7 protein-coding genes are annotated in these 13,386 nt (G+C 67.0%); all 7 read left to right on the top strand.

The genetic code is table 11. From position 1 onward, the window contains the following. Nucleotides 1-5 precede the first annotated feature (5 nt). The 7 genes from NX780_RS06755 (at nt 6) to NX780_RS06725 (ending at nt 13,356) form a co-directional block, all read left to right on the top strand. Nucleotides 6-1,295 (top strand): multidrug effflux MFS transporter, encoded by a 1,290-nt coding sequence (locus NX780_RS06755; RefSeq protein WP_258827083.1) that lies wholly within the window; start codon nt 6-8, stop codon nt 1,293-1,295. Between the two features lie 339 nt (nt 1,296-1,634). Continuing rightward, nucleotides 1,635-3,800, top strand: a complete 2,166-nt coding sequence (locus NX780_RS06750; protein ID WP_258827082.1) for an HDOD domain-containing protein — start codon at nt 1,635-1,637, stop codon at nt 3,798-3,800. Between the two features lie 4 nt (nt 3,801-3,804). Beyond that, nucleotides 3,805-6,021 carry an EAL domain-containing response regulator gene (locus NX780_RS06745; RefSeq protein ID WP_370663584.1) on the top strand — a complete coding sequence of 739 codons (2,217 nt, stop codon included), beginning with the start codon at nt 3,805-3,807 and terminating at the stop codon, nt 6,019-6,021. A gap of 9 nt (nt 6,022-6,030) precedes the next feature. After that, nucleotides 6,031-7,575 carry a tetratricopeptide repeat protein gene (locus NX780_RS06740; protein WP_258827081.1) on the top strand — a complete coding sequence of 515 codons (1,545 nt, stop codon included), beginning with the start codon at nt 6,031-6,033 and terminating at the stop codon, nt 7,573-7,575. 160 nt (nt 7,576-7,735) lie between these two features. Beyond that, nucleotides 7,736-10,504, top strand: a complete 2,769-nt coding sequence (locus tag NX780_RS06735; protein ID WP_258827080.1) for a M16 family metallopeptidase — start codon at nt 7,736-7,738, stop codon at nt 10,502-10,504. A 150-nt stretch (nt 10,505-10,654) separates the two neighbouring features. Then, complete coding sequence (locus NX780_RS06730; protein ID WP_258827079.1) at nt 10,655-11,884, top strand: putative DNA modification/repair radical SAM protein; 1,230 nt, start codon at nt 10,655-10,657, stop codon at nt 11,882-11,884. Next, on the top strand, nt 11,881-13,356 hold the full coding sequence (locus NX780_RS06725) for a UdgX family uracil-DNA binding protein (protein WP_258827078.1): 1,476 nt from the start codon (nt 11,881-11,883) through the stop codon (nt 13,354-13,356). Before NX780_RS06730 ends, NX780_RS06725 begins: the two co-directional genes overlap by 4 nt. The last annotated feature ends 30 nt before the right edge of the window (nt 13,357-13,386 follow it).

Below are 13,386 nucleotides of genomic sequence, written 5' to 3'. Positions count from 1 at the left end.
CACCCATGCTGCCGCCGAGCGAACCCGACGACCTGCCCAAGGACCCGGTCACGCCGGTTCCGCTGCCCCCACCCCACAAGATCGCGATGCTGTCGGCCGGCGGCCTGGCCACCCTGCTGGCCATGCTGTCGATGCTGGGACCCTTCTCGATCGACGCCTACCTGCCGGCCTTCCCGCAGATCCGCGCCGACCTCGCCGCGACGCCGCTGGAAGTCCAGCAGACCCTGACGGCCTATATGCTGGCCTTCGCCGGCATGTCGCTGTGGCACGGCGCACTGTCGGACGCCTTCGGCAGGCGCAACGTGGTGCTCACCGCCCTGGTGGTGTTCGCGATCGGCACCTTCGGCTGCGCGGCCGCGTCGTCCGTGCATTACCTGTGGGTGTTCCGCATCATGCAGGGCGTGTCGGCGGGGGCGGGCGTGGTGGTGGGGCGCGCCATCATCCGCGACCTGTACTCGGATGCGGCGGCGGCGCGCCTGCTGTCGATGGTGACGATGATCTTCTCGATCGCGCCGGCCATCGCGCCCGTGCTGGGCGGCTGGATCGTCACCTTCTTCGACTGGCGCGCGATCTTCCTGGCCCTGTGCATCTACACCGTGGGCCTGGGCTGGTTCTCATGGAAGCACCTGCCCGAGACCGTGCCGAAGGAGAAGCGCCAGCCCTTCAATCCGCGCTTCCTGGCGCAGAGCTACGGCGCCATCTTCGGCTCCTTCCTCTTCCACATGAAATCGGGCGTGGTGGCGCTGAACTTCGCCGGCCTCTTCCTCTACATTGCCTCGGCGCCGGTGATGCTGCCCGAGCACCTGGGCCTGGGACCCTCGCAGTTCGCCTGGCTGTTCGTGCCGACCGTGAGCGGCATCTTCCTGGGCGCGCTGGCGGCCAACCGCATGGCGGGCAAGCTCACCTTTGCGCGCCAGATCCGCGTGGGCTTCTTCTTCATGCTGGGCGCGGTCACCTTCAACGTGGTGTACCACAGCTTCCTGCCGCCCGCGCTGCCCTGGAGCGTGCTGCACATGTTCTTCTTCACCTTCGGCAGCTCGATCATCGCGCCGGGCGCCACCTTGATGGCGCTCGACCTGTTCCCGCACATCCGCGGCACCGTGGCCTCCTGCCAGTCCTTCATGACGACGCTGGCCGGCGCCATCGTCGCCGGCGTGGTGTCGCCGATGCTCTCGCATTCGGTGCTGTCGCTGGCGCTGGGCCAGGCCGGCTTCACCCTGCTGTCGATCGCGCTGTGGGCGACGGCGCGGCGCTACCGGCGCGGCCAGATTCGCGAAGGCAAGCAGCTGCCCTGATTCGTCACGTTTCGAACAAAAGGCCCGGACTTGCGCCGGGCCTTTCCATTTGGGGTGAAATATTCTTTCAAATATGCATACAAATCGATATATTATTTCACCCGCTCTGGCAAAGCTTCTTTCTGCTCTTACTATTAGAGCGGCCTCTCGGCAACACTTTTGATTGAAAGTATTGTTCCCGATCAGAAATGTCTATATGCTAAGATAAGTTTTTCGTGCCCAGAACAAACATGTAAACTTTGTTCTGTTTGCACGATCAACAAGCTGGACCTTGTGGCAACCCGTCCTGGGAAGCTTCGGACAAACCTCGCAACCTCGTAAAGCGGCCGCTTTGAGATCATGCAACAATCGGATCAGGACATCCGCAATCGTTTATTGATTGCCAGACTGCCGGCCATGCCGCAGATCCTCGTGCGTCTGATCGAGCACTTGCAGGCCGACGACCTCGGGATGCCCGAGCTTGCCTCCCTGATCTCCAAGGACGCCGGCATGACCGGCAAGCTGCTCGCGGTCGCCAACAGCTCCGCCTACCAGCGCCACCACCGCAACGTCAATCTCGAACAGTCCCTGGTCGCCCTCGGCACCGACATGATCAAGACGCTGGTCATCAGCGACTCGGTGTTCCAGACCTTTAATAACTTCCCGCATTCGGGCAGCACCGACCTGCGCGCCTTCTGGAAGAATTCCCTGGCCGGCGCCGTGATCGCGAAAGAAGTCGCGCGCCTGGTCGAGTATCCGCACCTGGAAGAAGCCTATCTCGCGGGCCTGCTGCACAATGTCGGCCGCCTGGCCCTGCTCGCCACCGCGCCGAAAGAGTACGCCTACAACTTCACCGCGCGCGACGACGAAGACCTGTGCGCGGTCGAGCAGCGTACCCTGCAGATCACCCACGCCGAAGCGGGCGCCTGGCTGATCGAACGCTGGCAGCTCGATTCCTTCCTGGCCGACGCGGTGCTCTACCACCACGAGCCGAGCGACCGCCTGGAGTCGGCCCACCCCCTGATCCGCATCGTGCGCCTGGCCCACGTGCTGTCCAGCCATCCGCACGACGAGCCGGCCGTGCGCGAAGCCGCGGGCCTGTGTGGCGTCGACGCCGGGCAGATCGGCCAGTTGCTCGAAGGCGCGGCGCGCCAGGTCGACAAGGCCGCCGCCCACCTCGGCATCGACCTGGCCGGCGCCGACGATATCCCGGCCCCGCCGGCCTATGCGCCTCCCAACCTGGATCCGGTGCAGCAGCGCCTGTCGGAAGAGGTGCGCAATATGGTGCTGGTCTCGGAAGTGGGCCAGAGCTTCGCGCGCCAGCAGGGAGAATCGGGCCTGCTGGAAGCGATGACGCGCTCGGCGCGCATCCTCTTCGACTTCGGCAATGCCGTCGTCCTGCTGGAAAACCCGACCGGCCACGCGCTGGTGGGCGCGCCGACCCAGGGCAGCAAGCGCATCGCGGAATTCGCCGTGCCGCTCGCGAAAGGCGGTCCGATCGCCAAGAGCGCGCTGGAGCGCCGTCCGGCCTTCATCCAGCGCGAGGTGCAGGACGGCGAGCCGCTTGGCCTGGCCGAGGAACAGCTGCTGCGCATGCTCGGCACCGACAGCCTGGTCTGCGTACCCCTGGTTGCCGGCGCGCGCTGCCTCGGCGTCCTGATCGGCGGCGTCGCCGCCTGGCAGCTGCCTTACTGCCAGCGCCGCGAGCGCTTCATGCAATCCTTTGGCGCCCAGGCCGCGGCCGCGCTGGAAACCATGTTGGCCGAACGCGGCCATGCGCGCCGCCAGCTCGCCCACGTGGCCGAGGAATACCGCGAGGCCTCGCGCCGCGTGGTGCACGAGGTGAACAACCCGCTGTCGATCATCAAGAACTACCTGAGTGTCCTGGACAGCAAGCTGGCGCGCCAGGAACCGGTGACGAGCGAGATGTCGATCCTGAACGAAGAGATCGACCGCGTCGGCCAGCTGGTCGGCAGCCTGGCCGACCTCAAGCCGGCCGACAATGGCCCGCGCCCGACCGACGTGGCCAAGGTGGTGGACGAGGTGCAGCGCCTGTTCCGCAGCACCGGTTTCGTGCCGAGCACGGTCGACATCACAGTCACCATGCACGAAGAGGCGACCCGCATCGAGGGCGACGCCGACGTGCTCAAGCAGATCCTGGTCAACCTGGTGAAGAACGCCATCGAGGCGCTCGGCAACACGGGCGGACGCATCGAGATCATCAACCGCGGCCACGTGAACCGCGAGCGCCAGCTCTACCTGGAGCTGGTGGTCAGCGACAACGGCCCCGGCCTGTCGCGCGATGTGCTGGCTCACCTGTTCTCGCCGGTGAAGAGCACCAAGGACGGCGCGCACCACGGCCTCGGCCTGTCGATCGTGCACAGCCTGGTCAAGAAGCTGGGCGGCCACATCGCCTGCCGCAGCGGCCGCAGCGGCACGGCATTCGAAATTCTCCTGCCGGCGTGGACCGGGTCCGGCGCCGGCACTGCCGTAGCGCTGCCGGCCCGCGCGCTTGGCTCAGCTTAACGTCATGATGAACCCGCACAACGCCATGCTTGCCGGCGAACCCGCACCGTTTTCACCCACGCTCGACCTCGACAGCCAGCCGCGCCTGCTGCTGGTGGACGACGAGCCGCGCCTGTTGTCCTCGCTGTACGAGCTGCTGAAGGGCCGCGGCTACTCCCTGACTACCGCGAGTTCCGGCAGCGAGGCGCTGGCCCACCTGTCGCGCCTGCGCTTCGACCTGGTCCTGCTCGACCTGCGCCTGCCCGACATCGGCGGCCACGAGATCATGGACTTCATCAACGAGAAGGGCATCAACGCCGACGTGATCGTGATGAGCGGCGAAGTCGGCATCGACGCGGCCATCGGCGCCCTGAAGCGCGGCGCCTACGACTACCTGCGCAAGCCCTATGCGCGCGAGGAACTGCTGGCGACTGTCGCCAACGCCCTGAAGGGCCGCCGCCTGGCGCTGGAAAACCAGCGCATGGCGACCCAGCTGGAGAACTCCGAGAAGATGTACCGGTATCTCGTGGACTCCTCGCCGGACATCATCTACACGCTGAACCACGAAGGCCGCTTCACCTTCGTGAACGACCGCGCCTACCAGCTGCTCGGCTACTCGCGCGACGAGCTGCTCGGCCAGCACTATTCCATCCTCGTGCACGAGGAAGACCTGGAGCGCGCACGCTACGTCTTCAACGAGCGCCGCGTCGACGAGCGCGCCTCGCGCAACGTCGAGCTGCGCCTGAAGTGCCGCGGCGGGAACAGCCAGGACCGCACCTTCAACACCACCCTGATGACGATCTCGCTCAACGCGATCGGCATGCACGTGCCGGACCAGGAAGTGAAGAAGCTCGAGTTCTTCGGCACCTATGGCGTGGCGCGCGACATCACCGACCGCAAGCGCGCGGAAGAGGTGATCTCCTACCAGGCCTACCACGACATCCTGACCGACCTGCCGAACCGCATCCTGTTCAAGGACCGCCTGGGCCTGGCCGTGATCCAGGCCAAGCGCAAGCAGACCGAGCTCGCGGTGATGTTCATCGACCTGGACCGGTTCAAGCTGGTCAACGACACCCTCGGCCACGTCAAGGGCGACGAGCTGCTGCAGCAGGCCGCCACCCGCCTGAAGGGCTGCCTGCGCAAGGGCGACACCCTGGCGCGCCAGGGCGGCGACGAATTCACCATCGTGCTGCCCGAGCTGCGCGACCGCGACGACGCGCGCGTCATCGCCGACAAATTCCTCGAGACCCTGCAGGCGCCGTTCGACCTGGACGGCCACGAGGTGCACATCTCGGCCTCGATCGGCATCGCGATCTACCCGACCGACGGCGAATCGATCGACGAGCTGCTGCGCCACGCCGACATCGCCATGTACCAGGTCAAGGCCCAGGGGAAGAACGGCCACAGCTTCTACCACACGTCGATGCTGGACGTGTCGCACCAGAAGATCGCCCTCGAGCAGGCCCTGCGCCGCGCGCTCGAGCAGGACGAGCTGGAGATGTACTACCAGCCGCAGATCGACGCGCTCACCGGCCGTATCGTCGGCGCCGAAGCCCTGATGCGCTGGAACCACCCGACCCGCGGCCTGCTGTCGGCCGGCGAATTCCTGCCCTTCGCGGAAGAGAACTGCCTGATGCTGCCGATCTCGGACTGGATGATCGGCGCCCTGTGCCGCGACATGCTGCAATGGAATGCCACCGGCACCGACCACGTGCGCCTGTCGCTGAACCTGTCGCCGCAATACCTGGACCGCGGCGACTTTTTTGAAAAGATGCGCAATGCCCTGGTGCGCTACGGGATCGCGCCGGGCCAGATCGAAGTCGAGATCACCGAGAACATCTGCATCCGCAACCCGCAGTACGCGATCGAGCAGCTCAACAAACTGTGCCAGCTCGGCGTGTCGGTGGCGATCGACGACTTCGGCACCGGCTACTCCTCGCTCTCTTACCTGCACCGCTTCCCGATCCACACCGTCAAGATCGACCAGTCCTTCGTGAAGGAGATCCACGAGGAAGGCGGCCACTACCCCGTCATCCTGGCGATCATCTCGATCGCGCGCGGCCTGGGGCTGAACCTGATCGCGGAAGGCGTGGAGACGGAGGAGCAGGCGCGCTACCTGCGCTCGAACGGCTGCATGACGATGCAGGGCTACCTGTACTACCGCCCGATCCCGCTGTCCGAGTTCATGAAGGCGCTGCGCACCCAGCCGACCCTGTTCGGCCTGCGCGCAATCCAGGCTTGAGCCAAGGCCATGCTCGACATCCCGGCCCAGCCCAGCGAAGGCGAAGAACGCCATACGGCTGAATACCTGCGCGTGAAGGGCATGGCCGAGCGCGGCGTGCCCACGGCCCAGCACAGCCTGGGCTTCATGTACGCCAGCGGCCAGGGCGTGGCCCGCAACGACGAGATGGCGGTGGCCTGGTACCGCATGGCCGCGGCCAGCGGCCTGGAACTGGCCCAGTACAACCTCGGCGTGATGTACCAGAAGGGCCAGGGCGTGGGCCAGGACTACGGCCAGGCCGCCTACTGGTACCAGCGCGCGGCAAGCCAGGGCTATGCGCCGGCCCAGTACAACCTCGGCTGGCTGTATGCGAAAGGGCAGGGCGTGCCGAACGACGTGCAGCAGGCCCTGCACTGGTTCAGCCAGGCCGCCGAACAGGGAGAGCCGGGCGCCCAGCACAACCTGGGCATGATGTACGAGACCGGCAAGGGCGTGCCGCAGGACTTCGACGTGGCCGCCAGCTGGTACCGCCGCGCGGCCGAGCAGGGCTATGGGCGCTCGCAGTTCAGCCTCGCCCTGCGGAGCAGCGGCGAAGCGGCCGTGGACTGGTTCCGCCAGGCCGCCGAGCAGGGCTATGCGCCGGCCCAGTTCAACCTCGGCCTGCGCTACGACAAGGGCCAGGACGTCGAGCAGGACAGCTTGCGCGCCATCCTCTGGTATGAACGCGCCGCAAGCCAGGGCCACGCCAGCTCGCAGTTCAACCTGGCCCTGATCCATGACAGCGGCCATGGCGTGCCGCGCAACGAAACCCTCGCCCTGGAATGGTTCCGCCGCGCCGCAAGCCAAGGCCATGCGGGCGCCCAGGACACCCTCGGCCTGCGCTACGAGCATGGACAGGGCGTCGAACGCGACCCGGCCCAGGCCGCCCACTGGTACCGCGAAGCGGCCGAGCAGGGCATGCCCTCGGCCCAGTACCACCTGGCCCAGCTGATCGACGCCGGCAACGGCGTCCCGGCGGATGCGGAAGAGGCGGCGCGCTGGTACCGCAAGGCGGCCGAGCAGGGCCACCTGCGCGCCCAGTTCGACCTCGGCCTGCGTTTTGAAGCCGGCATCGGCGTGGCGCGCGACGAGGCGCAGGCGCTCGACTGGTACCGGCGCGCGGCGAACCAGGACTATGCGCCGGCCCAGTACATGGTCGGCATCCTGATCGACCGCATGGAGCACGGCAATCCGATGGAAGCAACCGACTGGTTCCACAAGGCCGCCGACCAGGGCCACGCCCTGGCCCAATTCGAGCTGGGCCTGCGCCACGACTGCGGCAAGGGCATCGAGCGCGATTACGAAGCGGCCCATTTCTGGTACCTGTGCGCCGCGCGCCAGGGCCATGCGCGCGCCCAGTTCAACCTCGGCGTGATGTATTCGGCCGGCCAGGGCGTACAGCGCGACCTGGTGCAGGCCTATGCCTGGCTGCAGCGCGCCGGCGGCGCCGGCGTGGCCGCGGCTTCCGGCTACCTCAAGAAAATCACGGCGCGCATGGAGCCGCAGCTGCTGGCGCAGGCGCAAAACTTCGTGTGACTTTTCCGCGTCCTTACAGGGGCGCGGAGATCGCATATGCATCCATTGCAGCTAGCGCAAGCATACCGTTTCCTGTAGGGTGGTCGGCTGTGCCGACCGCGCGTTCAGCCAGCGTTTGCGTGGACGGGACGTACTTACAACAACCAGTCCACGAGACGCCATGAAAAAACTCGCCCTCCCCATGCTGCTCGGCCTCGCCGCCTTCGCAGCAGTGCCCTCGCAGGCCGCCGCACCGTCCGCAAAATCCACCGCGCCGTTCAAGTTCGACCGCAAGGCCTACAGCATCGATCACAAGAAATTCGTGCTGCCCAACGGCCTGACCCTGCTGGTCCACACCGACCACAGCGTGCCCGTCGTCGGCGTGAACATGTGGTACCACGTCGGTTCGCGCAACGAGAAGCGCGGCAAGACCGGCTTCGCCCACCTGTTCGAGCACTTCTTCTTCAACGGCTCCGAGAACTACCCACACGGCTTCCGCGAAGCGATGGACGACCTGGGCGCGAACAACCGCAACGGCACCACCAATACCGACCGCACCAACTTCTTCGAAGACGTGCCGGTGTCGGCGCTGGAGCGCACCCTGTTCCTGGAATCGGACCGCATGGGCTTCCTCGGCAACTACATCTCGAAGGAGATGCTGGAGCGCGAGCGCGGCGTGGTGTCGAACGAGAAGCGCCAGGGCGAGAACCAGCCGTATGGCCGCGTGCGCATGGAAATCTCGGCCAAGATGTACCCGTACTCGCACCCCTATTCGTGGTCGACGATCGGCTACATGGAAGACCTGCAGGCCGCCTCGCTGGAAGACATCAAGGAGTGGTACCGCACCTACTACGGCCCGAACAATGCGGTGATCTCGCTGGCCGGCGACATCACGCCGGAGCGCGCCTATGAGCTGGTCAACAAGTACTTCGGCGCGATCCCCCCGGGCCCGCCGCTGCCGCGCACCGAGAAGTGGATCCCGCAACTGGACCGCAACATCCGCGACGAGATGGAAGACCACGTGCCGCAGGTGCGCATCTACCGCAGCTGGCACGTCTCCAGCTGGCGCGATGACGACACCCAGCGCCTGAACCTGCTGGCCGGCGTGCTGGCCGGCTCGAAGAGCGCGCGCCTGGACAAGCGCCTGGTGTACGAGAAGGGCCTGGCCACCAGCGTCAGCGCGGGCGTGAACGACGCTGAACTGAGCGGCACCTTCACCATGACCGCCACCGTCAAGCAGGGCGCCGATCCAATGGAAGTCGAGCGCGAGATGGAGCGCGTGCTGGCCGAGCTGCTGGAAAAAGGCCCGACCGAGGCCGAGCTGAAACGCGTGAAGACCAGCGACCTGGCAGGCTTCGCGCGCAGCGTGGAGCGCCTGGGCGGCATGGGCGGCCGTTCCGACGTGCTGGCCGAAAGCGAGACCTACGGCGGCAAGCCGGATGCCTACCTCGACCGCCTCGAGCTGTTCGCCACCAGCACCCCGCAAGACGTCAAGCTTGCTGCGAACCGCTGGCTGCGCGCCAACCACTACACCATGACCGTGCGTCCTTCGGCCAAGCTGGCGGCGACCAAGTCGACCATCGACCGCAAGAAGCTGCCCGCCCTGGGCGACGCGCCGGACGTGAAGTTCCCGGCCCTGCAGCGCGGCCAGCTGAAGAACGGCCTGAAGGTCGTGCTGCTTGAACGCCACACCGCGCCGATCGTCAACGTCTCGCTGGCGGTCGACGCCGGCGCGGCTTCCGACACGGTCGCCAAGGCGGGCGCCGCCTCGCTGGCGCTGGACCTGCTGGACAAGGGCACCAGGTCGCGCGACGCCTTTGCCCTGTCGGACGCGCTGGAAAACCTCGGCGCGCGCCTCTACACCGCAACCGGCCAGGACCAGTCCCTGGTGCGCCTGCAGGCCACCAGCGCCAACCTGGCGCCGTCCCTGAACCTGATGGCCGAAGCGGCGCTGGCGCCGAGCTTCCCGCAAGACCAGTTCGCGCTCGCGAAGACCCGCCGCATCGCCGGCATCGGCCAGGAAAAGGCGCAGCCGAACAGCCTGGCCCTGCGCCTGGTCCCGGCGGTCCTCTACGGCCCGGAGCACGCCTACGGCAAGCCGGCGTCCGGCTTCGAAGGCAGCGTCCAGTCGATCACCCGCGACGACCTCGCCGCATGGCACGCCACCTGGTTCAAGCCGGGCAGCGCCACCATCGTCGTGGCCGGCGACACCACCATGGACAAGCTCCTGCCGATGCTGGAAGCGAGCTTCGGCAAGTGGCAGCAGGGACAAGCCCCCGCCAAGAAGATGAGCACCGTGCCTGCGACCCAGGGCAAGCGCCTGATCCTGGTCGACAAGCCGGACGCGCCGCAGTCGACCATCGTCGCGACCCACGTCTCCCAGGTCCAGGGCCAGCCCGAGGACCTGGCGATGGAGCCGGTCATGATGAACTTCGGCGGCATGGCGACCTCGCGCCTGAACCGCAACCTGCGCCTGGACAAGCACTGGAGCTACGGCACCCAGGCCCGCCTGACCGACGTCCGCGGCCAGCGCCCCTTCTACATCATCGCGCCGGTCCAGACCGACAAGACGGTCGAAGCGATGCGGGAGGTGCAGAAGGAGCTGCGCGGCGTGGCCGGCGAGCGCCCCTTGGCCGGCGCCGAGTACGAGAGCATCATGCGCGGCATGACCTCGCGCCTGCCGGGCCGTTTCTCCACCCTCGCCGCGCTGGAAGCGGCCGGGCTGGAAACCGTGAACCTGGGCCTGGCCGACGACTACTGGAACAAGTACGCGTCGAATGTGCGCGCCTTGAGCCCGGAGCAACTGAACGCGGCATCAAGCAAGTTCATCAAGCCGGATGAGGCGGTGTGGATCGTGATCGGCGACCTGCGCAGGATCGAGGCGGGTGTGCGTTCGCTGGGCTGGGGGACGGTGAGCGTGGTGGATGCGGACGGCAAGCCGATTCGCTGATCTGCTGAGCTTGTTGTAATGAAAAGCCCGGTCCGATGACCGGGCTTTTTTCGCTCCTGCCCCGCCATTGAACCGCGCACAGTTGACCCCGCTCACCTGTGCATACACGCGCGATAGTATACTGTATGCCCATACAGTTCACCTCGTGCGATGGAACTTACCGACAAGCTAGAAATCCTGGCCGACGCCGCGAAATACGACGCGTCCTGCGCCAGCAGCGGTGCGCCGAAACGTAGTTCCGAAGACAAGGACGGCTTCGGCGCCACCACGGGCATGGGCATCTGTCACAGCTACACGCCGGACGGCCGCTGCGTGTCGCTGCTGAAGATCCTGCTCACCAATTTCTGCATCTACGACTGCCAGTACTGCATCAACCGCCGCTCGTCCAACGTGCCGCGCGCCCGCTTCTCGGTGGAAGAGGTGGTCAAGCTCACGCACGACTTCTACGTGCGCAACTACATCGACGGCCTGTTCCTCAGCTCGGGCATCATCCAGTCGGCCGACTACACGATGGAGCAGCTGGTGGCCGTGGCGCGCCGGCTGCGTGAAGTCCACAAGTTCCGCGGCTACATCCACCTCAAGACCATCCCCGACGCCGACCCGCTGCTCATCGAGGAAGCGGGCCGCTGGGCCGACCGCCTGTCCGTCAACATCGAGCTGCCCACCCACGACAGCGTCAGCCGCCTGGCGCCCGAGAAGAACGTCCACACCATCAAGCTGGCGATGGGCTCGATCCGCCGCAAGCTGGACGAAAAGCGTGAAGAGCCGAAGGCGCCGAGTTTCGCGCCGGCGGGGCAGAGCACGCAGATGATCGTCGGCGCCGACGGCAGCGACGACCACACCATCCTGAACACCGCCGAGACGCTCTACGGCAGCTATCGACTCAAGCGCGTCTACTACTCGGCCTTCAGCCCCATCCCCCAGAGCCCGAAGAGCGTGCCGGCGGCGCCCCCGCCGCTGCTGCGCGAGCACCGGCTGTATCAGGCCGACTTCCTGCTGCGCGGCTACGGCTTCACGGCGGGCGAGTTGATGCCGACGTCCGGCAACCTGGCGCTCGACGTCGACCCCAAGCTGGGTTGGGCGTTAGCTAACCGCGAGCACTTCCCGCTGGACCTGAACCGGGCCGACGAGACCATGATCGCGCGCGTGCCCGGCATCGGCATCCGCAATGCCAGGCGCATCGTCGAGCTGCGCCGCATCCGCCGCATCCGCTGGGAAGACCTGTCGCGCCTGCGCTGCAGCATGAAGAAGCTGGCCCCCTTCATCGTCACGGCCGACTACAAGCCGGCCGAGGGAGGCACGAGTTCCCACATCCTGCGGCGCCACCTGGCCGACGCGCCCGAGCAGATGAACCTGTGGCCGGAGCTGCAGGCAGCATGAGCATCGACGCAGCCGGCGCCGCCTTCCTCGAGGTGAACAACTTCGCCGACTGGCGCGAGGCGGCGCGCGAGCTGCTGCGCGCCGGCGTGCCGCCCGAGGCGGTGACGTGGAGCAGGCCGGGCGCCGACGACCTGTTCTCGGGTGCGACGCCAGTCGCCGGGCCGCCCGATAATGCAGCCATCCCATCCAATCAAACGAAAGCGGCGCCGCACCTGCCACGCTCGCTGATGGAGATGCTGGCCCGCGCCGCCTGCTTCCGGGACCCGGACCGCTGGGCCTTTCTCTACCGCGTGGTGTGGCGCTGGACCCAGGGCGAGCATGAGGTGCAGTCGCCCGCCGACCCGGACGGCGGACGCCTGCACGCCATGGTGAAGGCGGTGCGCCGCGAGGAGCACGACATGCATGCCTACATCCGATTCCGCGAACGTCCCGTCGACGCCGGCCCGCCGCGCTTCGTGGCCTGGTTCGAGCCGCGCCACGACGTCCTGCCCCAGGTGGCCGAGCATTTCGTTGCCCGCATGGGCAAGGTGAGCTGGATGATCGCCACGCCCGACGCCAGCGTGCTGTGGGACGGCGCCACGCTGCACAACACCGGCCCCCTGATGTCGAGCGCGGCGGACCTCGACGATGCGGGGGAGGCGCTCTGGCTGACTTACTACCGCAGCATCTTCAACCCGGCGCGCGTGAACGCCCAGCTGATGCAGAGCCACATCCCGGCGCGCTTCTGGAAGAACCTCCCCGAAGGCGCCATCGTGCCTTCGCTGGTGAGCCAGGCCGAACTCGGCGCACGCAAGATCGGGCAGGTCCAGGCGGTCGGCGCCAAGCGTGGGGCGACGACGATCCCGATTTCGGCGGAGAAGGCCCAACCCGATCGCGAGCAGCCCTCCAAACTCGACGAATGCCGGCGCTGCGAGCTGTGGCAGTACGCCACCCAGGCCGTGCCGGGGGAAGGATCGAAACGCGCGCCCATCATGATCGTCGGCGAGCAGCCCGGCGACCAGGAAGACCTGGCCGGCAAGCCCTTCGTCGGCCCGGCCGGCAAACTGCTCGACCAGGTCTTCGCCCAGGCCGAGGTGGACCGCAAGGCCATCTACCTGACCAACGCGGTCAAGCACTTCAAGTGGGAACCGCGCGGCAAGCGCCGCCTGCACAAGACCCCGGTCCAGCGCGAGATCGAGGCCTGCCACTACTGGCTCGAGAAGGAGCTCGCCGCCGTCAAGCCGAAGGTCATCGTGGCGATGGGCGCGACGGCCCTGAAGTCCGTCATGCGCAAGGGCACGGTCGCACTGAAGGACTTCCTCGGCAGGCCGGTGCGCGTCGACGGCTGCTGGGTGGTCACCATCTACCACCCTTCCTACGTCCTGCGCGTCCCCGACGAAGCGTCCAAGCACGAAGCCTTTGCCGTCATGGTGAAGGGCCTGAAGCTGGCGCAGGAGCTGCTCGAGCGGCCCGACGCGCCAAGCCCGCCCTGAACCCGTCCGCCGGCGCGGCTGTTGCGCCGG

The organism is Massilia agri, from assembly GCF_024753255.1.
Classification (GTDB): domain Bacteria; phylum Pseudomonadota; class Gammaproteobacteria; order Burkholderiales; family Burkholderiaceae_D; genus Telluria; species Telluria agri.
The sequence above is the reverse complement of the archived record's forward strand: the minus strand, read 5'-3'. Positions and strand labels throughout refer to the sequence as shown.